This is a genomic window from Roseateles terrae, assembly GCF_014192155.1.
Taxonomy (GTDB): Bacteria; Pseudomonadota; Gammaproteobacteria; order Burkholderiales; family Burkholderiaceae_C; genus Roseateles; species Roseateles terrae.
This window is the reverse complement of the sequence record NZ_JACHXO010000010.1, coordinates 203,745-224,220: the sequence shown is the minus strand read 5'-3', so window position 1 is coordinate 224,220 and position 20,476 is coordinate 203,745. Positions and strand designations below refer to the sequence as shown.

General features: G+C 64.6%; 18 protein-coding genes and 1 other RNA gene. 15 read left to right on the top strand and 4 right to left on the bottom strand.

Going from position 1 to position 20,476, the window contains the following annotated elements; genetic code table 11:
- Positions 1–103: 103 nt before the first annotated feature.
- The 4 genes from FHS28_RS22805 to FHS28_RS22790 all read left to right on the top strand — a co-directional run bounded on the left by FHS28_RS22805 (position 104) and on the right by FHS28_RS22790 (position 5,197).
- The gene (locus tag FHS28_RS22805) at positions 104–556 is read left to right on the top strand and encodes a DUF2147 domain-containing protein (protein ID WP_088454130.1); all 453 of its coding nucleotides are present in this window, start codon (positions 104–106) and stop codon (positions 554–556) included.
- A gap of 46 nt (positions 557–602) precedes the next feature.
- Positions 603–2,999, top strand: a complete 2,397-nt coding sequence (locus FHS28_RS22800; RefSeq protein ID WP_088454169.1) for a 3-hydroxyacyl-CoA dehydrogenase/enoyl-CoA hydratase family protein — start codon at positions 603–605, stop codon at positions 2,997–2,999.
- A 28-nt stretch (positions 3,000–3,027) separates the two neighbouring features.
- Positions 3,028–4,242 (top strand): acetyl-CoA C-acyltransferase, encoded by a 1,215-nt coding sequence (locus tag FHS28_RS22795; RefSeq protein ID WP_088454129.1) that lies wholly within the window; start codon positions 3,028–3,030, stop codon positions 4,240–4,242.
- 193 nt (positions 4,243–4,435) lie between these two features.
- Positions 4,436–5,197: an enoyl-CoA hydratase gene (locus FHS28_RS22790; protein WP_088454128.1), complete on the top strand. Its 762-nt coding sequence runs from the start codon at positions 4,436–4,438 to the stop codon at positions 5,195–5,197.
- 38 nt (positions 5,198–5,235) lie between these two features.
- Here the strand turns inward: FHS28_RS22790 and FHS28_RS22785 are convergent, their stop codons facing one another.
- Positions 5,236–5,976, bottom strand: coding sequence for a hypothetical protein (locus tag FHS28_RS22785; protein WP_184295460.1), 741 nt, complete (start codon positions 5,974–5,976; stop codon positions 5,236–5,238).
- A gap of 165 nt (positions 5,977–6,141) precedes the next feature.
- Here FHS28_RS22785 and FHS28_RS22780 point away from each other — a divergent pair, with 165 nt between their 5' ends.
- On the top strand, positions 6,142–7,077 hold the full coding sequence (locus tag FHS28_RS22780; protein WP_088454126.1) for an NYN domain-containing protein: 936 nt from the start codon (positions 6,142–6,144) through the stop codon (positions 7,075–7,077).
- Positions 7,078–7,268: 191 nt separating this feature from the next.
- On the opposite strand, the gene FHS28_RS22775 is transcribed toward FHS28_RS22780, so the two are convergent.
- Both FHS28_RS22775 and FHS28_RS22770 read right to left on the bottom strand, forming a co-directional pair.
- Positions 7,269–8,594 (bottom strand): dicarboxylate/amino acid:cation symporter, encoded by a 1,326-nt coding sequence (locus tag FHS28_RS22775; protein WP_088454125.1) that lies wholly within the window; start codon positions 8,592–8,594, stop codon positions 7,269–7,271.
- Positions 8,595–8,761: 167 nt separating this feature from the next.
- Positions 8,762–9,214 (bottom strand): acyl-CoA thioesterase, encoded by a 453-nt coding sequence (locus FHS28_RS22770; RefSeq protein ID WP_088454168.1) that lies wholly within the window; start codon positions 9,212–9,214, stop codon positions 8,762–8,764.
- Between the two features lie 65 nt (positions 9,215–9,279).
- On the opposite strand from FHS28_RS22770, the gene FHS28_RS22765 reads away from it, so the two are divergent.
- The 9 genes from FHS28_RS22765 to FHS28_RS22725 all read left to right on the top strand — a co-directional run bounded on the left by FHS28_RS22765 (position 9,280) and on the right by FHS28_RS22725 (position 19,461).
- Complete coding sequence (locus FHS28_RS22765; protein ID WP_088454167.1) at positions 9,280–11,103, top strand: ABCB family ABC transporter ATP-binding protein/permease; 1,824 nt, start codon at positions 9,280–9,282, stop codon at positions 11,101–11,103.
- 9 nt (positions 11,104–11,112) lie between these two features.
- On the top strand, positions 11,113–12,042 hold the full coding sequence (locus FHS28_RS22760) for a LysR substrate-binding domain-containing protein (protein ID WP_088454124.1): 930 nt from the start codon (positions 11,113–11,115) through the stop codon (positions 12,040–12,042).
- A 125-nt stretch (positions 12,043–12,167) separates the two neighbouring features.
- A complete protein-coding gene (locus tag FHS28_RS22755; protein WP_088454123.1) occupies positions 12,168–13,061 on the top strand; it encodes an amino acid ABC transporter substrate-binding protein in 894 nt (297 codons plus the stop codon).
- 119 nt (positions 13,062–13,180) lie between these two features.
- Positions 13,181–13,915, top strand: a complete 735-nt coding sequence (locus FHS28_RS22750) for an amino acid ABC transporter permease (RefSeq protein ID WP_088454122.1) — start codon at positions 13,181–13,183, stop codon at positions 13,913–13,915.
- Position 13,916: 1 nt separating this feature from the next.
- Positions 13,917–14,597 carry an amino acid ABC transporter permease gene (locus tag FHS28_RS22745; protein WP_088454121.1) on the top strand — a complete coding sequence of 227 codons (681 nt, stop codon included), beginning with the start codon at positions 13,917–13,919 and terminating at the stop codon, positions 14,595–14,597.
- A 12-nt stretch (positions 14,598–14,609) separates the two neighbouring features.
- Positions 14,610–15,344, top strand: coding sequence for an amino acid ABC transporter ATP-binding protein (locus tag FHS28_RS22740; RefSeq protein ID WP_088454120.1), 735 nt, complete (start codon positions 14,610–14,612; stop codon positions 15,342–15,344).
- 117 nt (positions 15,345–15,461) lie between these two features.
- Entirely contained in the window at positions 15,462–16,499 is a 1,038-nt protein-coding gene (pyrC, locus tag FHS28_RS22735; RefSeq protein WP_088454119.1) for a dihydroorotase, read from the top strand.
- A 575-nt stretch (positions 16,500–17,074) separates the two neighbouring features.
- Complete coding sequence (locus tag FHS28_RS22730; protein ID WP_184295457.1) at positions 17,075–18,484, top strand: S1 family peptidase; 1,410 nt, start codon at positions 17,075–17,077, stop codon at positions 18,482–18,484.
- Positions 18,466–19,461, top strand: coding sequence for an FHA domain-containing protein (locus tag FHS28_RS22725; protein ID WP_088454117.1), 996 nt, complete (start codon positions 18,466–18,468; stop codon positions 19,459–19,461). Before FHS28_RS22730 ends, FHS28_RS22725 begins: the two co-directional genes overlap by 19 nt.
- A gap of 1 nt (position 19,462) precedes the next feature.
- Here FHS28_RS22725 and rnpB read toward each other — a convergent pair.
- Positions 19,463–19,801, bottom strand: an RNA gene (gene rnpB / locus FHS28_RS22720) — RNase P RNA component class A.
- A gap of 180 nt (positions 19,802–19,981) precedes the next feature.
- Here rnpB and FHS28_RS22715 point away from each other — a divergent pair.
- Positions 19,982–20,449: a GNAT family N-acetyltransferase gene (locus FHS28_RS22715; protein WP_246410480.1), complete on the top strand. Its 468-nt coding sequence runs from the start codon at positions 19,982–19,984 to the stop codon at positions 20,447–20,449.
- Positions 20,450–20,476 lie beyond the last annotated feature (27 nt).

Below are 20,476 nucleotides of genomic sequence, written 5' to 3'. Positions count from 1 at the left end.
GGAGGCCCCAGTGGATGCCCCCAGCACGTGCCCGGGTTTTGACGCCCGGGCGCGGTTTGCTCACCATCGCATCCAATCACCAGAAAAGCAGGAGAGAGACACGATGAAACCGCTGATCGCGACCGCCATGGCCCTGGGCCTGAGCATGTCCGTCAATGTGGCCCTGGCCCAGAACAGCTCGCCGGTCGGTGTCTGGAAGACCATCGACGACGAAACCCGCCAGGAGCGCTCCACCGTCCGCATCAGCGACGTGGGCGGCGTGCTGGTCGGCAAGATCGAGAAGATCAATGACCCGGCCAAGCAGACGGCCGTCTGCGAGGAATGCAGCGACGACCGCAAGGGCCAGCCCATCCTGGGCATGACCATCATCCGCAACGTCAAGAAGAGCAGCGGTGACACCGAACTGTGGGACGGCGGGGACATCCTCGACCCGGCCAACGGCAAGGTCTACAAGGTGCGTCTGCGCCCGGTGGAAGGCGGCCGCAAGCTGGAAGTGCGCGGTTTCATCGGCATGCCTTTGTTGGGGCGTACACAGACCTGGGTGAGAGCTGAATAAGCTCCGCCGGATTATTTACATCGCAGAGATGTTCATTGGAGAAACCATGAGTCGATTCCAAGTTCGCAAGGTGGCCGTGCTCGGCGCCGGCGTGATGGGCGCGCAAATCGCCGCCCATCTGGTCAACGTGAAAGTGCCGGTCGTGCTGTTCGACCTGCCGGCCAAGGAAGGCCCCAAGAACGGGATCGTGACCAAGGCGGTCGAAGGCCTGAAGAAGCTCAAGCCGGCCCCGCTGGGCGTGGCCGAGAATGCCGCGCTGATCCAGCAGGCCAACTACGAAGAGCATCTGGAACTGCTGAAGGACTGCGACCTGATCATCGAGGCGATCGCCGAGCGGATGGACTGGAAGCTGGATCTCTACACGAAGATCGCCCCGTTCGTCGCCCCGCACGCCATCGTGGCGTCCAACACGTCGGGCCTGTCGATCACCAAGCTCAGCGAAGTGCTGCCGGAAGAAATCAAGCCGCGTTTCTGCGGCATCCATTTCTTCAATCCGCCGCGCTACATGTACCTGGTGGAGCTGATCAACACGCCGACGACCCGTCCGGAAGTGATCGACCAGCTCGAGAGCTTCGTGACCACCGCCGTCGGCAAGGGTGTGGTGCGTGCCAATGACACGCCCAACTTCGTCGCCAACCGCGTGGGCATCGCCGGCATGATGGCCACGATGATCGAGGCCGAGAAGTTCGGCCTGAGCGTGGACGTGGTGGACGACCTGACCGGCAAGAAGCTGGGCCGCGCATCGTCGGGCACCTTCCGCACCGCGGACGTGGTGGGCCTGGACACGATGGCGCACGTCGTCAAGACGATGCAGGACAACCTGAAGGACGACCCGTTCTACTCGACCTATGCCACGCCGAAGGTGCTGGCCGGTCTGATCGAGAAGGGCGCCCTGGGCCAGAAGGCCGGCGCAGGCTTCTACAAGAAGGTCGGCAAGGACATCCAGCGTCTGGACTTCGCCACCGGTGACTACGTCGCCGGCGGCAAGAAGGCCGACGAAATCGTGGCCCGCATGCTGAAGAAGCCGGCCGCCGACCGCATCAAGCTGCTGCGTGAATCGACCAACCCGCAGGCGCAGTTCCTGTGGTCCATCCTGCGCGACAGCTTCCAGTACGTGGCTGTGCATCTGGACACCGTGGCCGACACCGCCCGCGAAATCGACTTCGCCATGCGCTGGGGCTTCGGCTCGCAACAGGGCCCCTTCGAGCTGTGGCAGGCCGCCGGCTGGAAGCAGGTTGCTGAATGGGTGAAGGCCGACATCGACGCCGGCAAGACGCTGTCGTCGGCGCCGCTGCCCGCCTGGGTGTTTGAAGGCCCGGTGGCCGAGAACGGCGGCGTGCACAGCAAGGACGGCTCGTGGAGCGCCGCGGAAGGCAAGTTCAAGCCGCGCGCCAAGCTGCCGGTGTATGAGCGTCAGGCCTTCCCGGAATCCCTGGTGGGCGAAGGCGCTGTCGAGCCGCTGAAGGCCGGCACCGAAGAGTTCAAGAACGACGAAGTCCGCGTGTGGTCGCTGGACGGCGAGGTGCTGATCGCTTCCATCCACTGCAAGCTGCACCTGATCAGCCCGACGGTGACCGAAGGGCTGCTGAAGGCGGTCGAGATCGCCGAAGCGAAGTACAAGGGTCTGGTGATCTGGTCGCCGGATGATGTCTTCTCCGCCGGTGCCAACCTCGAAGCGCTGATGCCGGTCTTCATGACCAAGGGCGCCAAGGGCATCGCACCGGAAGAGAAGAAGCTGCAGGACATGATGCTGCGCGTGCGCTACGCCAACGTGCCGGTGGTGGCCGCCATGCGTGGCCTGGCCCTGGGCGGCGGCTGCGAACTGGCGGTGCATTGCGCACGCCGCGTGGCCCACATGGAGTCGTATGTGGGTCTGGTGGAAGTGGGCGTCGGCCTGATCCCCGGCGGTGGCGGTCTGACCTACATCGCCCGCCGTGCGGCCGAGATGGCCTCGGCCGGCAATGCCAACGCCGACATCTTCGCCTTCCTGAAGGACGGCTTCACCAACGCCGCGACGGCCAAGGTGGCCACCTCCGCCCTGGAAGCCCGCAAGCTGGGTTACCTGCTGGACAGCGACGTGATCGTGCCCAACAAGGACGAGCTGCTGTTCGTGGCCTCGGCCCAGGTCAAGGCGATGGCCGACTCCGGCTACCGTCCGCCGCTGAAGGCGGCCTTCCCGGTGGCCGGCCGTTCCGGCATCGCGACCGTGAAGGCCCAGTTGGCCAACATGCGCGATGGCGGCTTCATCAGCCAGCACGACTTCCATCTGGCTTCGCTCATCGCCGATGTGGTGTGCGGCGGCGAAGTGGAAGCCGGCGCCCTGGTGACCGAGGAATATCTGATGGCCCTGGAGCGCAAGCACTTCTGCTCGCTGCTGGAGCATCCGAAGACCCAGGAGCGGATCATGGGCATGCTGCAGACCGGCAAGCCGGTGCGCAATTGATTTTTGCTGATCGTTGAAAGGATCAGAAATGACCAAACAAGTTCAAGACGCCTACATCTGCGCTGCCACCCGTCTGCCCATCGGCAAGTCGGGCCGGGGCTATTTCAAGAACACCCGTCCGGACGAGATGCTGTCCCGCGTGATCCAGGCCGCACTGGCCCAGGCCCCGGGCCTGGATCCGTCGGTGATCGAGGACGCCATCATCGGCTGCTCGTTCCCGGAAGGTGAGCAGGGCATGAACATCGCCCGCGTGGCGGCGGTGCTGTCGGGTCTGCCCAATACCGTGGGCGGCGTGACGGTGAACCGTTATTGCGCCTCGGGCATCACTGCACTGGCCATGGCGGCCGACCGCATCCGCGTCGGTGAGTCGGAAGTCATGATCGCTGGTGGCGTGGAGTCGATGTCGATGGTGCCGATGGGCGGCAACAAGCCGTCCTTCCCACCGGCCATCTTCGAGCGCGACGAAAACATCGGCCTGGCCTATGGCATGGGTCTGACGGCCGAGAAGGTCGCCGAGAAGTGGAAGGTCTCGCGCGAGGCGCAGGACGAGTTCGCGCTCGAATCGCATCGCCGCGCTCTGGCAGCCATCGAAGGCGGCTTCTTCAAGGACGAGATTACCCCGTTCGAAGTGAAGGATCGTCAGCCCGATCTGAATGGCGACGGCGTGCTGGTGAAGTCGCGCATGGTTGATATTGACGAAGGTCCGCGCAAGGACACGTCGATGGAAGGCCTGGCCAAGCTCAAGCCGGTGTTCGCCGCCAAGGGCAGCGTCACCGCCGGCAACAGCTCGCAGACCTCGGACGGCGCTGGTGCGCTGATCGTGGCCTCTGAAGCCGCGGTGAAGCGTTTCGGCCTGACGCCGCTGGCGCGTTTTGTTTCCTTCGCCGTGCGTGGCGTGCCGCCGGAAATCATGGGCATCGGCCCGATCGAGGCAATCCCCGCCGCGCTGAAGCTCGCCGGTATCAAGGCCGAAGACCTCGGCTGGGTGGAGCTGAACGAAGCCTTCGCCGCCCAGTCGCTGGCCGTGCTGAACGATCTGGACAGCAAGGGCATCGTGCTGGACCGCAGCAAGGTGAACCCCAACGGCGGCGCCATCGCCCTGGGTCACCCGCTGGGCGCCACCGGTGCCATCCGCGCCGCGTCGGTGATTCACGGTCTGCGTCGCACCGGCGGCAAGTACGGCATGGTCACCATGTGCGTCGGCGCGGGTCAGGGCGCTGCGGGCATCATCGAACGTCTGTAAGCCAGTCACTTGTTTCGGGACTTGCGTCGGTAGTTGTCCCGGCACTTGTCCCGGCACTTTCACGCAAGGGGGGAAGGCAGCATCGGTTCCATGCGCTGGAACGGGGCTGCTTTTCCCCTTTTGCTGTTCAGGCCTGACAGGCGCGGCGAAACGTCGCTAGCATCATGTCATTCGTATTGAGAGGAGTCGCTCCATGAGCATCAAGTCCGCCATCGTCAACGGCGTGTTGACGATCGAGATTGCGCGCCCGGAAAAGAAGAATGCGCTGACACGCGCGATGTACCAGGCCATGGCCGATGCGCTGACGGCCGCCAATGACGACAAGACCGTGCGCGCGGTGCTCATCCAGGGCCAGCCCGCCATCTTCACGTCCGGCAACGACATCGAAGACTTCATGGCCAGCCCGCCCCGGGATGAAGAAGCGCCGGTGTTCCAGTTCATGAAGGCGATGATCGGCTGCAACAAGCCGATCATTGCGGCGGTGAACGGTGCCGCCATCGGCATCGGGACCACGATGCTGCTGCATTGCGACCTGGTCTATGTGGCGGACGACGCGCGCCTGGCCATGCCGTTCGTGAGCCTGGGCCTGGTGCCGGAGTTCGGCTCCAGCCTGATCGTGCCGCGTCTGATGGGTCAGCGCCGCGCCGCCGAGAAGCTGCTGCTGGGCGATCCGTTCACCGGCGAGCAGGCGGTGGAATACGGCATCGCCAACAGCGTGCTGCCGGCCGGTGAAGTGGTGAACTACGCGCGTCGCGTGGCTGAACGCTTCAACAGCCTGCCGCCGACTGCCGTGATCGAAAGCAAGAAGCTGATGCGTCGCAGCAGCGAAGAAGAACTGCTCAACACCATCCAGGTGGAAGCGGAGATCTTCGGTGCGCGCCTGCGCAGCCCCGAGGCGATCGAGGCCTTCCAGGCCTTCTTCCAGAAGCGTCAGCCGGACTTCTCGAAGTTCTGATGAGGTGCAGGAGGCGGCGGTGATGCCTGCCTCCCTCCTCAGGGCGAGGTGAAGCGGTAGACGTTGTCGGGCTCGGTGAACGTCATCGACCAGGTCTGACTGGTCCGCACAAAAGTGGCGCCCTGGAGGCGCCACTGTTCCATGGTGACCCCCAGGGGCGACGGTGCTCCTTCCGGCCATCGGTAGGCGCCGCGCAGGAAGCCGATGCCCTCCGGCACTCGGGTGAGGCTCAGGCAGCCGGCGAACAGCCCGGCCAATTCGTAGCGCCGGGCTTTGGGGCTGTAGGGCTGAAGAATCAACGAGACCTGGATGTGGCGCACCGAGGTGCCACTGGCCGAGCCCGGCACGCCTTCGATGCAGACGGCGATGTCGTTCGCATAGACCCTGGCGGTGCTGCCCAGGGCAGGCGCGGTGAACTCGCCCGGAAACCGCGTGGCCCGGGCCGCGCGCAGGCGCCGACCATCCACCAGCGCATCCGCCTCTCGCATCTCCAGCACATGCGCCTTGCCGGCTGAAGTCCAGGTCCAGAAATCACCTGCCGGCTCGTTCATGCCCACGACCTTGTGCGGCCGCTTGTCCGCTTCGTCGAAGAGGCGTGACGGCAGGGTGAGGAAGAAGGCGTCGTAGCCGTCGTAGACGCGGGCCGTTGTCGATGACTCAGACGCGGCTGCCTGTGGCGCTGCTGAAGCCGGCGTGGGCAGTTCCGATGCGCTGGCAAGCGCGGGGATGAGGCTGAGGACGGCGAGACAGCGGTTCATGCGGATCAGCATAGAACACATGCCGCACTTGAGCCCACTGAAGCCCTGTGCGCGTTGCGAGGTCTTCGGGCATGCGGTAAAGTCACAGTAACAACTAACCCACTTCACCGGTCAGCCGTTGAGTTGCTTGTAGGTGGGGGAAAAAGCCGGCGCAAGCCGGTTTTTTCGCTTCTGGTGGAGATCTTGATGGACTGGGCACAGGAACCCACTTCCCTGAGAACTCGTGCCTACGTTGATGGTTACAACCTCTACTACGGTTGTCTCAAGGGGACGGCCCACAAGTGGCTGGATCCTGTTCGTTTGATTGAGAACATCCTCTCGTCTGTGCTTGTTGCCGACGATGAAGGACGTCCATGCAAGCCCGTTCTGCTCCCATGCTCCCTGAAGTTCTTCACGGCGCAAATCCTTGAAAGCGCCGCACGCGATCTCGATTCGGTCGCTTGCCAGAGGCACTATCACAATGCGCTGCGCAAGACCCACGCCGACCGCTTGCAGCTGATTGAAGGGTATTACGCTCAGCAGCCAGCAAGGGCCCGCCTTCTGGATCTGCACCAGCCGACTAAATGGCCTCGACTCTGTGAAGAGGTCACCATATGGTCTTTGGAGGAAAAGCAGTCAGATGTCAATCTTGCGCTCCATATCCTCCGGGACGCCCTGCTGGGAGAGGTGGACCACGTCGTGGTCGTCACCAACGACACAGACATTGCACCTGCCCTACAAATGGTGCGAGAACTGACCAAGGTCAGGGTGGGTGTGGTGACGCCCATCAAGTTGCAAGGACATCCCAATACAGATTTAGTGAAGCATGCGCATTGGGTAAAAAGGCGCATCCCGCCGGACGAACTCATCGCTGCTCAGCTGCCTCGGGTCGTTTTTGGAGGCAGGAAGCCCACCATCAAGCCGCTGAGCTGGTTCGATCGACCTGACATCTTGAAGGCCGTCATCGACATATGCTTGCCGGTGTTTAAGGGAGAACACGGAAAGGTCTGGAAATGGCTGACAACGCCAAACCACGAGTATTTCAACGGTCGTCAGCCGATAGATGTCTGCTCGGATGAAGCGGGCTTTGAGGCGTTCAAAGCCTATGTGGCGCAATGGGAAGGCAGGTGTCGGGTCACCTAGCGGTCTTCGCGGCGCAAGCTTCCCCCTGCCGCTACGACCGAAGAGGAGCGTTGACTGCGCCGCCTCACCGCGGGTCTTTTTTGTTCCTGCATTCGGAACTGAGATCGCAAAATGAAGACGGGCCCCGCAGGGCCCGTGATCAGTGTCGATCGATGTTGATCGGTGAAGGTGACGCGCTCAGCGTCTACGCATCAAGCCACCGGTTCGTCGTCCGGATCCACCTTTGAATTCAGCGCCTGCTGCAGCTTGGCCGTGTCCAGCGCGCCTTCCCACTTCGAGACCACCACGGTGGCCACCGCATTGCCGATGAAGTTGGTCAGCGAGCGGCATTCCGACATGAAGCGGTCCACGCCCAGAATGAGCGCCATGCCCGCCACCGGCACTTCCGGCACCACCGACAGCGTCGCCGCCAGGGTGATGAAGCCCGCGCCGGTCACACCCGCCGCGCCCTTGGAACTCAGCATCGCCACGAGCAGCAGCGAGATCTGGTGGCCCAGCGTCAGTTCGGTGTTGGTGGCCTGCGCAATGAACAGCGCCGCCAGCGTCATGTAGATGTTGGTGCCGTCCAGGTTGAAGGAATAACCCGTCGGGACCACCAGGCCCACCACCGTCTTTTCGCAACCGGCCTTCTCCATCTTCTCCATCAGGCTGGGCAGCGCCGATTCCGACGAGGACGTCCCCAGCACCAGCAGCAGTTCCGCCTTCAGGTAGCGGATCAGCTTGATGATGGAGAAGCCGCACAGCCGCGCCACCAGGCCCAGGATGACCAGCACGAAGAGCAGGGCGGTGATGTAGAAGCTGCCCACCAGCCAGGCCAGGTTGATCAGCGCCGCAACGCCGTACTTGCCGATGGTGAAGGCCATCGCGCCCAGCGCACCGATGGGCGCGGCGCGCATGAGGATGTGCACCAGACGGAAGATCGGCACCGTCAGCGACTCCAGGAAGTTCAGCACCGGCCGGCCGCGATCACCCGACAGCGACAACGCCACGCCGAACAGCACCGCCACAAACAGCGTTTGCAGGATGTTGCCGTCCGACAGCGAGCCCAGCAGGGACTTCGGGATGATGTCCATCAGGAAGCCGGTGATCGTCAGCTCATGCGTCTTGTCGACATAGCTGCGCACTTCCTTCTGGTCCAGGTCCGCCACATTGACGTTCATGCCGGCACCCGGCTGCACCACATGCGCCACCACCATGCCAACGATCAGCGCCAGCGTGGAGAAGAACAGGAAGTACAGCATCGCCTTGCCAAACACGCGACCCACCGACTTCAGGTGGGTCATGCTGGCAATGCCGGTGACGATGGTCAGGAAGATCACCGGCGCGATGATCATCTTCACCAGCTTGATGAAGGCGTCGCCCAGCGGCTTCAGCGCCACGCCGTACTGCGGCTCGAAGTAGCCCAGCAGCACGCCGATGGCAATGGCCACCACCACCTGCACATACAGCTGTTTATAGAAAGGCACAGGCACGGCGGGCGTGCCTGCGGTGGCAGTGGATGCGGGAATGGGCTGCATCGGTGGTGTCTCCTGGAAAAACGGCGGCTTTTGATACTGCAGGACCGCCTGGGGGATGGAAAAGGCCCAAAGGGAGGTCCTGGACACCTGCCCCCTTGGCCCGGATATGAATCACTCGGAAATCAGCGAGAACCCTCGATCACCGTCTCATGCCCGTGCGGGCAGCCTCAGGGCTTGTCGGCAGGCGTCTCGCCCGACTTCTCGGCAAACGCGCGCGGCTTGCCTTCCCGGTCGATGGCCACGTAGGTCAAATTGGCCTCGGTCACCTTCACCACATGCGGATTGGCCGGATTGCGCTCGGCGAAGACTTCCACGTGCACCGTGATGGAGGTGCGGCCGATGCGTTTGACCTCGGCATAGAAACTCAGCAGGTCCCCAATGGACACCGGCTGCTTGAAGATGAACTCGTTCACCGCCACGGTGGCGACCCGGCCCCGGGAGATGCGCAGCGGCAACACCGATCCGGCCAGGTCCACCTGCGCCATGATCCAGCCACCAAAGATGTCGCCATTGCCGTTGGCATCCGCCGGCATGGGCATGACCCGCATCACCAGTTCACGGGGGCCGAGGGCTTCCGCGACGGGCAGGGTGTCTTTCGATGGAGATGTGGAAGTGCTCATGATCAGCAACGGTGAGAATGGGCGCCATTGTCGTCCAGCACGCGCCAGAGCACACGACCCTACCCATGCGCCGGTCTTCTTCATTGCCCAACCCTGTTCCCTCTTCGCCCACAAGCGACCCCAACGCCCCTCGCCGGGGCGATTGGCGTACCGTGGGGCGGCTGCTGCCGTACTTCTGGCGCTATCGCTGGCGGGTGGCCCTGGCCCTGGGCTTCATGATTGGCGCCAAATTCGCCAACGTCAGCGTGCCGCTGCTGCTCAAGCGCCTGGTGGACAGCCTCGACGTGCAGCCCGGCAGCCCGCAGGCCCTGATGGTCGTGCCGGTGGGCCTGCTGCTGGCTTACGGCATGCTGCGGCTGTGCACCTCGCTCTTCACCGAGGCCCGCGAGCTGATCTTCGCCAAGGCCACCGAAGGCGCTTCCCGCAGCATCTCGCTGCAGGTGTTCCGCCACCTGCATGACCTGAGCCTGCGCTTCCACCTGGAACGCCAGACCGGCGGCATGACCCGGGACATCGAACGCGGCACCCGCGCGGTGCACTCGCTGATCTCCTACTCGCTCTACAGCATCTTCCCGACCCTGGTGGAAGTGGTGCTGGTGCTGAGCCTGCTGGCGGTGAAGTTCGACGCGATGTTCGCCTGGATCACCGGCTCGGCGCTGGTGTTCTACATCGGCTTCACCGTGATGGTGACCGAATGGCGCACCCAGTTCCGGCGCAAGCTCAACGAGCTGGATTCGGTCGCCCACAGCAAGGCCATCGATTCGTTGCTGAACTACGAGACGGTGAAGTACTTCAACAACGAGGACTTCGAGGCGGCTCGCTACGACCAGAGCCTGGAGCAGCTCCGCCGCGCCCAGTTGAAATCGCAGACGACGCTGTCGCTGCTCAACAGCGGCCAGCAGGTCATCATCGCCTCGGCGCTGGTGGCCATGCTGTGGCGGGCCACGCAAGGCGTGGTGGAGGGCCACATGAGCCTGGGCGACCTGGTCATGATCAACGCCTTCATGATCCAGCTCTACATCCCGCTCAACTTCCTGGGCGTGATCTATCGGGAGATCAAGCAGAGCCTGACCGACCTGGACAAGATGTTCGGCCTGCTGTCCAAGGAGCGGGAAGTGGCGGACACGCCGCAGGCCCAGCCGCTGCAGGTGCGGGGGGCCACGGTGCGCTTCGAGGACGTGGTGTTCTCTTATGAGCGGGACCGGCCGATCCTCAAGGGCGTGTCCTTCGAGATTCCTGCCGGCCGCAAGGTGGCCGTGGTGGGCCCCAGCGGCTCCGGCAAGAGCACGCTCGCCCGTCTGCTCTACCGCTTCTACGATGTGGACGGCGGCCGCATCACCATCGATGGCCAGCCGGTGGTGCAGGTGACCCAGCAGAGCCTGCGCCGCGCCATCGGCATCGTGCCGCAGGACACCGTGCTGTTCAACGACACCATCGCCTACAACATCGCTTACGGCCGGCCCGAGGCGAGCCAGGCGGAGGTGGAGGCCGCCGCGCGCGCCGCCCACATCCACAGCTTCATCACCAGCCTGCCGCAGGGCTATCAGACGATGGTGGGCGAACGGGGCCTGAAGCTCTCCGGCGGGGAGAAGCAGCGCGTGGCCATCGCCCGCACCTTGCTGAAGAATCCGCCGATCCTGATCTTTGACGAGGCGACCTCGGCGCTCGATTCCCGCAACGAACGCGCCATCCAGGCCGAACTGGAAGCCGCGGCGGAGAACAAGACGGTGCTGGTCATTGCGCACCGGCTCTCCACCATCGTGGATGCCCACGAGATCCTGGTGATGGAACACGGCGAGATCGTCGAGCGCGGTACCCATGCGCAGCTGCTGGCCCAGCAGGGGCGTTATGCGCAGATGTGGTCGATGCAGCAGGACGGGCAGGCATAATCCCGCATCGTGGAAACCAAGTGGCTTGAAGATTTTGTGAGTTTGGCGGAGACGCGGAGCTTCTCGCGCTCGGCCCAGCTCCGGCACGTGACCCAGCCCGCCTTCTCGCGGCGCATCCAGGCGCTCGAAGCCTGGGCCGGGGTCGATCTGGTCGACCGCTCCTCCTATCCCACCCGCCTCACGGCCGCCGGCGAGACGCTGCTCGGCCAGGCGGTGGATCTGCTGGGCAACCTGCAGGCGACGCGCAACATGCTGCGCAGCCACCAGTCGGCCGGTCAGGACATGATCGAGTTCGCCGTCCCGCATTCCCTGTCGTTCAGCTTCTTTCCGCACTGGTTGATGGAGCTGCGCCAGCGCTTTGGTGAGGTCAAGTGCCGGCTGAACGCTTTGAATGTGCATGACGCTACCTTGCAACTTAGCGAAGGCAACTGCGATCTGCTGGTGGTCTACCACCATCCCAGCCAGCCGCTGCAGCTGGACCCGGAGCGCTACGAGTCGGTCTCGCTGGGCCACGAAACCCTGTCCGCCTATGCGAAGGCGGACGCTGCGGGGGCGCCGATGTTCCGCATCACCGGCCATCCCGGACAGAAAATTCCGTTCCTGAGCTATGCCTCCGGCGCCTACCTGGGCCGGCTGGTGGAGCTGATCGTCAAGGACGCTGCACTACCGCTGAACCTGGAATCCGTCTTCGAGACGGACATGGCCGAAAGCCTCAAGGCCATGGCCCTGGAAGGCCACGGGCTGGCTTTCCTGCCGGCCAGCTCGGTGAAGAAAGAGGTCAAGGCGCGCCGGCTGGTCCGTGCGGCGGAACCCGGCCATTACGAATTGAACATGGAGTTGCGCATGTATCGGGAGCGGCAGGCCACGACACGGCGGGTCAAGCCGGTGGCCCAGGCCCTGTGGTCGTTTCTCAACCAGCCCGGCAACGGGGTGGCATGAAGCGTGCATGACATCTGGGCACCTACCAAGAGATGCGTAATACTCCCTACCCTGCAGACTGCGCCCGCGTGGTCTGCTTCGCCCGTTCACAGACACAATTCGATTCCGAATTTGCAGGAGCACTTATGAAGAAGGCAATGCTTGTCCTGGCCCTTGGCGCCGCTCTGGCCGGTGTGGCTCAGGCCGATACGCTGAAGAAGATCAAGGACTCGGGCAGTGTGACCATGGGCGTGCGTGAGTCTTCGGGCGCGCTGTCCTACACCCTGGGCGACGGCAAGTACGTGGGCTATCACGTGGAAGTCTGCCAGCGCGTGCTGGCCGATGTGCAAAAGCAGCTGGGCATGGCCAAGCTGGACATCAAATACCTGCCGGTGACCTCGCAGAACCGCGTGCCTCTGGTGCAGAACGGCACTGTCGACATCGAATGCGGCTCCACCACCAACAACAGCACCCGCGCCAAGGATGTGGCCTTCGCCGTCACCACCTACGTGGAAGAAGTGCGCATTGCGGTGAAGGCCAACTCCGGCATCACCTCGATCTCGCAGCTGAACGGCAAGACCGTGGCCACCACCACCGGCACCACCTCTGTGCAGCTGCTGCGCAAGCATGAGCGTGCCAATGGTGTGGACTTCAAGGAAGTGCTGGGCAAGGACCACGCCGACAGCTTCCTGCTGCTGGAATCGGGCCGTGCCGACGCCTTCGTGATGGACGGCCAGATCCTGGCCGGCAACATCGCCAAGTCCAAGTCGCCGTCGGACTACAAGATCGTCGGTGAAACCCTCTCGGTCGAGCCGATCGCCATCATGATCCGCAAGGACGACCCCGCCTTCAAGAAGGCCGTGGACGACAGCCTGAAGGGCATGATGAAGTCCGGCGAAATCGCCAAGCTCTACGACAAGTGGTTCGTGCAGCCGATCCCCCCGGTCAATGCCAAGCTGAACATGCCGGCCTCCGAAGCAACGAAGGCCGCCTGGGCGAACCCGAACGACAAGCCGGTCGAAGAGTACGCCAAGAAGTAAGGCTTTTCGGCTGAGCCTCAAGGCGCCCTGCGGGGCGCCTTGTCGCAAGCGCTGGAAGGTGTGTGATGGGGCCGCGGCCTGGGGGCGGCCCCTTTTTGTATGGATGATGGAGGCTGGCCATGAGCTGGGATTGGCAGTTGTACTGCACGGACATGGTGACCGAAGAGGTCGCACCGAAATGCTTCGGCGCGAAGGGCTATGAGACCTACCTGGATGCGATGGTGCATGCCTGGGGCTGGACCATGACCCTCGCACTGCTGGGTCTGCTGGTGGCGCTGGTGGTGGGCATCCTCGTGGGCATTTTGCGCACGGTGCCGAACCGCAAGGTGGCGTGGCTGGGGGAGGCCTGGACGGAGCTGTTCCGCAACATTCCGCTGATCGTCCAGCTGTTCCTCTGGTATCACGTGCTGCCGCGGCTGTTGCCTGCGGCGCAGGCGGTGCCGCCGATGGTGCTGGCCTTTGTGGGGCTGGGACTCTTCACTTCAGCGCGGATTGCCGAGCAGGTCAAGGCCGGCATCCTCACGCTGCCCAAGGGCCAGCGGTACGCCGGTCAGGCGCTGGGCCTGACGCTGCCGCAGACCTACCGCCATGTGCTGCTGCCGATGGCGCTGCGCATCGTGATTCCGCCGGTGACCAGCGAAAGCATGAACATCGTCAAGAACTCCGCCGTGGCCTTTGCCATCGGCATTCCCGAGCTGACGCAATATGCGCAGCAGGCGTCCGAGCAGTCCAGCTTCCTGCAGATCTTCCTGCCGGTGACCCTTTTGTACTTCGTCTCCGGCTTTGCCATCAACCGGGTGGCCAAGCTGATTGAAGTGTCGGTGCGCGTGCCCGGCATCCTGGGGGCCAAGTGACATGAGCGATCTCGATTTTTCCCGGCTGACCTGGGAGACGCTGAGCGCGTATGTCTCCAAGGGCCTGATCTTCTCCTTCCAGCTGACGCTGATGGCCATGCTGGGCGGCATCGTTTTGGGCACGCTGCTGGCGATGATGCGCCTGTCCGGCCGCAAGTGGCTGGAGGTGCCTGCCGCCATCTATGTGGACACCCTGCGGTCCATTCCGCTGGTGCTGGTGATTCTGTGGGTCTACCTGCTGCTGCCGTATGCCACCCAGGCGATGGGCTGGGGCAACTTTGCCCCGGAGACCACGGCGCTGATCACCTTCACGCTGTTCGAGGCCACGTATTACTCCGAGATCATGCGCGCGGGCATTCAGTCGGTGAGCAAGGGGCAGACCTTTGCCGGCTATGCGCTGGGCATGAACTACCGCCAGACCATGGGCCTGGTGGTGCTGCCGCAGGCTTTCCGCAACATGCTGCCGGTGCTGCTGACGCAGACCATCGTGCTGTTCCAGGACACGTCGCTGGTGTATGCCATCGGCGCCTATGACCTGCTCAAGGGTTTCGAGACGGCCGGAAAGAACATCCAGCGTCCGATTGAAACCTACCTGGCGGTTGCCGCCGTTTATTTCGTCATCTGCTTCAGCCTGTCCACGCTGGTCCGCCGGTTGCAGAAGAAGATCGCCATCATTCGCTGAGGTCCCCGCGCCATGATCGAAATCAAGAATGTCTCCAAGTGGTACGGCCCCTTCCAGGTGCTGACCGATTGCACGACCAGCATCCAGAAGGGCGAGGTCGTTGTGGTGTGCGGACCGTCCGGTTCGGGCAAGTCCACGCTGATCAAGACGGTGAATGCGCTGGAGCCCATCCAGGCGGGCGACATCGTGGTGGACGGCACCAGCCTGACCGATCCGAAGACCAACCTGCCCAAGTTGCGCTCGCGGGTGGGCATGGTGTTCCAGCACTTTGAGCTGTTCCCCCACCTGTCGGTGACGGACAACCTGACGCTGGCGCAGATCAAGGTGTTGGGCCGCAGCAAGGACGACGCCAAGGCGCGCGGTCTGAAGATGCTGGACCGGGTGGGCCTGATGGCGCACAAGGACAAGTTCCCGGGGCAGCTCTCCGGCGGCCAGCAGCAGCGTGTGGCGATTGCCCGTGCGCTGTCGATGGACCCGATCGTCATGCTGTTCGACGAACCCACCTCCGCGCTGGACCCTGAAATGGTCGGCGAAGTGCTGGACGTGATGGTGCAGCTGGCCAATGAAGGCATGACCATGATGTGCGTCACGCACGAAATGGGCTTTGCCCGCAAGGTCAGCAACCGCGTCATTTTCATGGACGCCGGCAAGATCATCGAGGACTGCAGCAAGGACGAATTCTTCAACAATCCGGATGCCCGCTCGCCCCGCGCGAAGGACTTCCTGGCGAAGATCCTGCAGCACTGATCCAGCCGGTCTGTCACCGGCAAGGCGGCTGGATCAAGCCATGATCGAGTCGTTCACCTCCAAAGCCTGCGCCTGTGGCCGCAGGCTTTTTCATTGGCGGTGCGACAATCTGCGCTCATGAGCGACACCCTTTCCCTGATCCGTCCGGACGACTGGCATGTGCACCTGCGCGACGGCGCTGCGCTGCAGAGTGTGGTCCCTTACACCGCCCGCCAATTTGCCCGGGCGATTGCCATGCCCAACCTCAAGCCGCCGATCACCACGGCGGCGCAGGCCGAGGCATACCGGGCGCGCATCCTGGCGGCGGTGCCGGCGGGCGTAGACTTCACGCCGCTCATGACGCTGTACCTCACCGACCGCACCACGCCTGAGGACATCGCGGCGGCCAAGGCCGCGGGTGTGGTGGCGCTGAAGCTGTACCCGGCCGGTGCCACGACCAACAGCGACGCGGGCGTCACCGACATCCGCAAGACCTACACCACGCTGGAGGCCATGCAGAAGGCGGGCCTGCTGCTGCTGGTGCATGGTGAGGTCACCGATCCGGACGTGGACGTCTTCGACCGGGAAGCTGTTTTTGTGGACCGCATCATGCGTCCGCTGCGCCAGGACTTCCCGGAGCTGAAGGTGGTCTTTGAGCACATCACCACCAAGGAAGCGGCGCAATACGTCACCGATGCGGATCGTTTCACGGGCGCCACCATCACGCCGCAGCATCTGCTCTACAACCGCAACGCCATCTTCATGGGTGGATTGCGTCCGCACTACTACTGCCTGCCGGTGCTCAAGCGTGAGGAGCATCGCCTGGCCCTGATCAAGGCCGCGACCTCGGGCAGCCCCCAATTCTTCCTGGGCACGGACAGTGCGCCGCATGCCTCGGTCATGAAGGAGAACTCGGTCTGCGGCGCGGGCTGCTTCACGGCGCTGTCGGCGCTGGAGCTGTATGCCGAGGCGTTTGAGGCGGCGGGCGCGCTGGACAAGCTGGAGGCATTCGCCAGCTTCAATGGCCCGGACTTCTACGACCTGCCGCGCAACACCACCCGGGTGACCCTGCGCAAGACGGACTGGACCCTGCCCGAGGCTGTGCCTTTCGGCGAAGCTGCCCAGCTCAAGCCCCTTCGCGGCGGCGAAACAATGCATTGGCGCATGGAAATTTAGGCCCCCCAGTCGCTTTGGAAATGTCGGCCCCCCAGTCGCTTCGCTCCTGCCCCCAAGGGGCGCCACCCAGCGGCCTGGAATGATTTGGCCCCCCAGTCGCTCCGCTCCTGCCCCCAGGGGGCGCCACCCAGCGGCCTGGCGGAGCCAGATCCGCGGGCGTTGCTTGGGGAAGGGCGCGCTCGGTGATACTTGGGTGCGCGGTATTTCTCGAGCGCGGGCCTCGGTGGTGAGAAGCGGAGGGCAGGGGTCCCCTGTTTCCGTAAGTATTAGGAATGAATGACCAGCGAAGCTGGGCAGAAGGGACATGGAGGAAACAGGGGACCCCTGGCCTCCGCGTTCGCTCAAAGCTCCGCATGGAGGACCAATCGAGTGTCCGCGCAGGGGGATTCCGCTTGAAGGAGCAATGTCGCTTGTCTGACCTGTCCACTGACGTCACTTCTCGCCACGGCCTGCAAAGGCGATGGCCCCGAATCGCCTTGAGCTTCAGTCTTTGTGCTGCGGCGATGTGGGCGCAAGCGGCCAATCCGGCGTCGCAGCCCACGCAGCCGCCTCCAAAGCAGCCTATTGCGGCCCCTGTGGCCGCCGGTCCAGCAGCCACTCCGCTCCCTGCCGCACCCACTGCCGCACCCACTTCCGTACCCACGGTTGCAGCGTCTGCCACGCCTGGCACCCCGAACGCCACGGCCAACGCCAACGCCAACGCCAACGCCAACGCCAACGCCAAACCCCTGTCCCCCGACAAACACCCCACCCAGTTCTCCGCCAGCGCCCGCCGCCTCTACGACCGCGCCCGCTCGCAACTCCTGCAGGTCCGCACCCTGCTCAACGGCGCCCAAGCCTCGGTGGGGTCGGGGTTTGTCGTCACCTCGGACGGCCTCGTGGTCACCAACTACCACGTCGTCAGTCAACACGCCCTCGAACCCGAACGCTACCGCCTCCAGTTTTCCACCCCCGACGGTGACAGCGGCGATCTGCAGCTGCTCGATGTGGACGTCCGCCGCGACCTCGCCCTGCTGCGCCTCTCCGGCAAGCCCGAGCTGGTCCACCGCATGACCGCCGCGCCCTTGCCCTTCCGTCCCGCTGACCGCCCCCTCGGCAAGGGTGAGCGCATTTACTCCATGGGCAACCCGCACGATGTGGCCTTTGCCGTCGTCGAAGGCACCTACAACGGTTTGGTCGAACGCAGCTTCGACCCGCTCATCTACTACTCCGGCTCCATCAACCCCGGCATGAGCGGCGGCCCGGTGCTGGACGAGGAGGGCGAAGTCGTGGGCGTCAACGTCTCTACCATGTTCTTCTCCCAGCAGATGAGCTTCCTGGTCCCCGGCGGCCACGCCGCAGCGCTGCTCGCCCGCAGCCGCGCCGCCACTCCGATGAAGGGCGCCGCCTGGCCGCGCATCCGGGAACAGCTGATGGCCTACCAGGACGAGCTGGTGCGCAACTTCATCGCCCAGCCCTGGCGCAGCATGGACCATCCCCGCTACCGCCTCCCCATCCCGCAGGAACAGTACATGCGCTGCTGGGGCAGCGCCTCCCCCGCGGACGCCGAAGGCCTCCAGATGCAACGCACCCAATGCCGCATGGAACAGGCGCTGTTCATCAGCGAGGAACTCCAGACCGGCTACCTGGGCGTCACCCAGGAGGCGTACGACGGCAGCAAGCTCGGCGCCTTGCGCTTCTCCCGCCAGTTCTCCGCGAGCTTCCGCAATGAACGCCTCGGCGGCGCCGACAAGGACCGCACCGCCCCCTACTGCACCGAAGACTTTGTGCAGCAGAAGGACGGTCCGCCCCTGCGCTCCGTCGCCTGCCTGCGGGCCTACCGCAAGCTGGAAGGGCTCTACGACGTCTCGGTGCTCGTCACCAATGTGGATGCGCCCACCCAGGGCGCGCTTGGCCGCTTCGACGCCCGCGGCGTCAGCTTCGCCAACGCCACCCGCCTGACGCGCCACTATCTGCAAGGATTCGCATGGACCACGCCGCGGTAATCGAGATCCTGGACCGCGAGGGTCACTGCCGCGAGACCCACAAGGTCCGCCAATGGCCGATGACGATCGGCCGCGCTCCATCCGCCGACCTCGTCCTGCCCGATCCCCACCTGGCTGGCGCCCACGCGCTGCTGCATTGGACCGAGGCTGGCCCACGCCTGGAACTGCTGGACAGCCGCAACGGTGGCTGGCTGGACGCCCAGCGCCTCGCGGCCGGCGCCACCGCCCCGTGGACGTCCGACGCGGTGCTCCAGCTCGGCAGCACCCGCCTGCGCCTGCGCACCGCCCTCGACCCGTTGCCGGAAGAGCAACTGCTCCCTCGCTCGGAAGAACCGCGCCGCCGGGATGCACGTCCGGCCTGGGCACTGCCCACCGTCATCGTGCTGTGGCTCGCCCTGCTATGGCTGACCAACTGGTCGGTGACCGACGGTACGGCCGGCTGGGTGGACAGCGTCAGCGGTGTGCTGGTGCCGCTGGGTCTGGCCCTGGCCTGGGCGGCCTCCTGGGCCCTGGTGACCCAGCTGTTCCGCCACTGGTTCGCCTTTGGCGCGCATCTATGGCGGGCGCTGGTGGTGGGGGTGGCATTCCAGGTGCTGGATGCGGCCCTGCCGGTCCTGGCCTATGCGCTGTCCTGGCCGCGCCTGATGGTGCTTGACACCCTGGCGGTGTCCGTCGGCGGCGCACTGCTGCTGTGGTGGCATGCGTCGGTGGTGTGGCCGCGCCGCAGCCGTCGCCTGGCGGTGGGCATTGGCGCGCTGGCCGTGCTCGGTCTGGCGCTGACCATTGGCCGCCGCACCGAGCAGCAGCACTGGCTGGGACCCAACTACCTGAGCGCCTTGCCCCCGCCCGCACTGCGCCTGGTGCAGCCCAAGCCGGTGGACAGCTTCGTGGACTCCTTGCAACGCCTGGAGGCCCCGCTGCAGAAGCAGGCCCGCAAGCGCAACGACCAGGAGCAGCTGTCCGGGGACGATGAATAAAGTGTGAAGCAAGCCGATAGGCCGGATTCTGTGCACAGGCGGGTCCTTGCGGACCTGCCTGCGTGACCGCCATTCCTCTGGGCCGGGCATCACTGCCACGGCTCGGTGCCACCTACCCGCCAGCTCTGCGAGCCGCATCAACGCTGGCCTACTTGGTGTTGCTGCGCGTAGAGATTGCCCGTTTCACCCGGACAGGGCAGGCCCCGTCCGACTCGTCTCTGTTGCTCTGATCCTCGGCTTTCGCCGGGCAGCCGTTAGCTGCTACGCCGCTCTATGCAGTCCGGACCTTCCTCCAGTGCCGTGTTTCCACGATTGCACCAGCGGCGGTCTGGCTTGCTTCACCTGGCCATTGTAGGGGACGGCAGGTGTCCGGCCGACCGGGCAGCGAACGGGACGTGATGCCGGAGCACGGCGCCTCGCGGTCAGGAACGGGACTTGCCTGTGTCCGGCCATGCAGATCGTAGCCCTTGACCCCCGCAGCCAGGCGGCCCAATCCCTGCTGGCACAATCTGAGGCCGCCATGTCGGCTTCTTTTGGCGTGTCCGCCGCTTCCGCCGCGTCCGCTGGAAGTGCCGAAAATGCCGGTAATGCCGCGAGCGCCGGCACTGCCGACAAGGGCGGCCCCGCCGGGGCCCGCGCCGCAGCCAGCCCCGGCCAGGAGCTGTTTCTGGGCGTCTGGCTCGCGGAATGGCTGGCAGGCTGCGGCACCGTCCGGGTCATCAAGGACAGCGACGAGCCCTACGGCGAAATCAAGGGCATGTTCGTGCAACCGCACTTCCGCGGCCGGGGCCTGTCCAAGGCACTGATGGAACAGCTCGAAGCCCATTTGCGGGCGCAGGGCATTCCACTGGTGCGGCTCGAAGCCGGCGTGCACCAGGCGGAAGCCCTGGCCCTCTATGAACGCATGGGCTATGGCCGCCGCGAACCCTTCGGTCCGCATGCGCCGGATCCCCGACTGGTCTTCATGGAAAAGCGGCTGAGCAACTGAGCGGCCATTTCCTCTAGCATGGGGGCT

Bases quoted from the DNA above. Each gene is read 5' to 3' on its own strand.
- pyrC (WP_088454119.1), top strand. From the start codon at position 15,462: ATGAGCGACACCCTTTCCCTGATCCGTCCGGACGACTGGCATGTGCAC.
- FHS28_RS22780 (WP_088454126.1), top strand. From the start codon at position 6,142: ATGGACTGGGCACAGGAACCCACTTCCCTGAGAACTCGTGCCTACGTT.
- FHS28_RS22765 (WP_088454167.1), top strand. From the start codon at position 9,280: ATGCGCCGGTCTTCTTCATTGCCCAACCCTGTTCCCTCTTCGCCCACA.
- FHS28_RS22750 (WP_088454122.1), top strand. From the start codon at position 13,181: ATGAGCTGGGATTGGCAGTTGTACTGCACGGACATGGTGACCGAAGAG.
- FHS28_RS22755 (WP_088454123.1), top strand. From the start codon at position 12,168: ATGAAGAAGGCAATGCTTGTCCTGGCCCTTGGCGCCGCTCTGGCCGGT.
- FHS28_RS22795 (WP_088454129.1), top strand. From the start codon at position 3,028: ATGACCAAACAAGTTCAAGACGCCTACATCTGCGCTGCCACCCGTCTG.
- FHS28_RS22745 (WP_088454121.1), top strand. From the start codon at position 13,917: ATGAGCGATCTCGATTTTTCCCGGCTGACCTGGGAGACGCTGAGCGCG.
- FHS28_RS22785 (WP_184295460.1), bottom strand. From the start codon at position 5,976: ATGTGTTCTATGCTGATCCGCATGAACCGCTGTCTCGCCGTCCTCAGC.
- FHS28_RS22725 (WP_088454117.1), top strand. From the start codon at position 18,466: ATGGACCACGCCGCGGTAATCGAGATCCTGGACCGCGAGGGTCACTGC.
- FHS28_RS22740 (WP_088454120.1), top strand. From the start codon at position 14,610: ATGATCGAAATCAAGAATGTCTCCAAGTGGTACGGCCCCTTCCAGGTG.
- FHS28_RS22790 (WP_088454128.1), top strand. From the start codon at position 4,436: ATGAGCATCAAGTCCGCCATCGTCAACGGCGTGTTGACGATCGAGATT.
- FHS28_RS22715 (WP_246410480.1), top strand. From the start codon at position 19,982: ATGTCGGCTTCTTTTGGCGTGTCCGCCGCTTCCGCCGCGTCCGCTGGA.
- FHS28_RS22775 (WP_088454125.1), bottom strand. From the start codon at position 8,594: ATGCAGCCCATTCCCGCATCCACTGCCACCGCAGGCACGCCCGCCGTG.
- FHS28_RS22800 (WP_088454169.1), top strand. From the start codon at position 603: ATGAGTCGATTCCAAGTTCGCAAGGTGGCCGTGCTCGGCGCCGGCGTG.
- FHS28_RS22805 (WP_088454130.1), top strand. From the start codon at position 104: ATGAAACCGCTGATCGCGACCGCCATGGCCCTGGGCCTGAGCATGTCC.
- FHS28_RS22770 (WP_088454168.1), bottom strand. From the start codon at position 9,214: ATGAGCACTTCCACATCTCCATCGAAAGACACCCTGCCCGTCGCGGAA.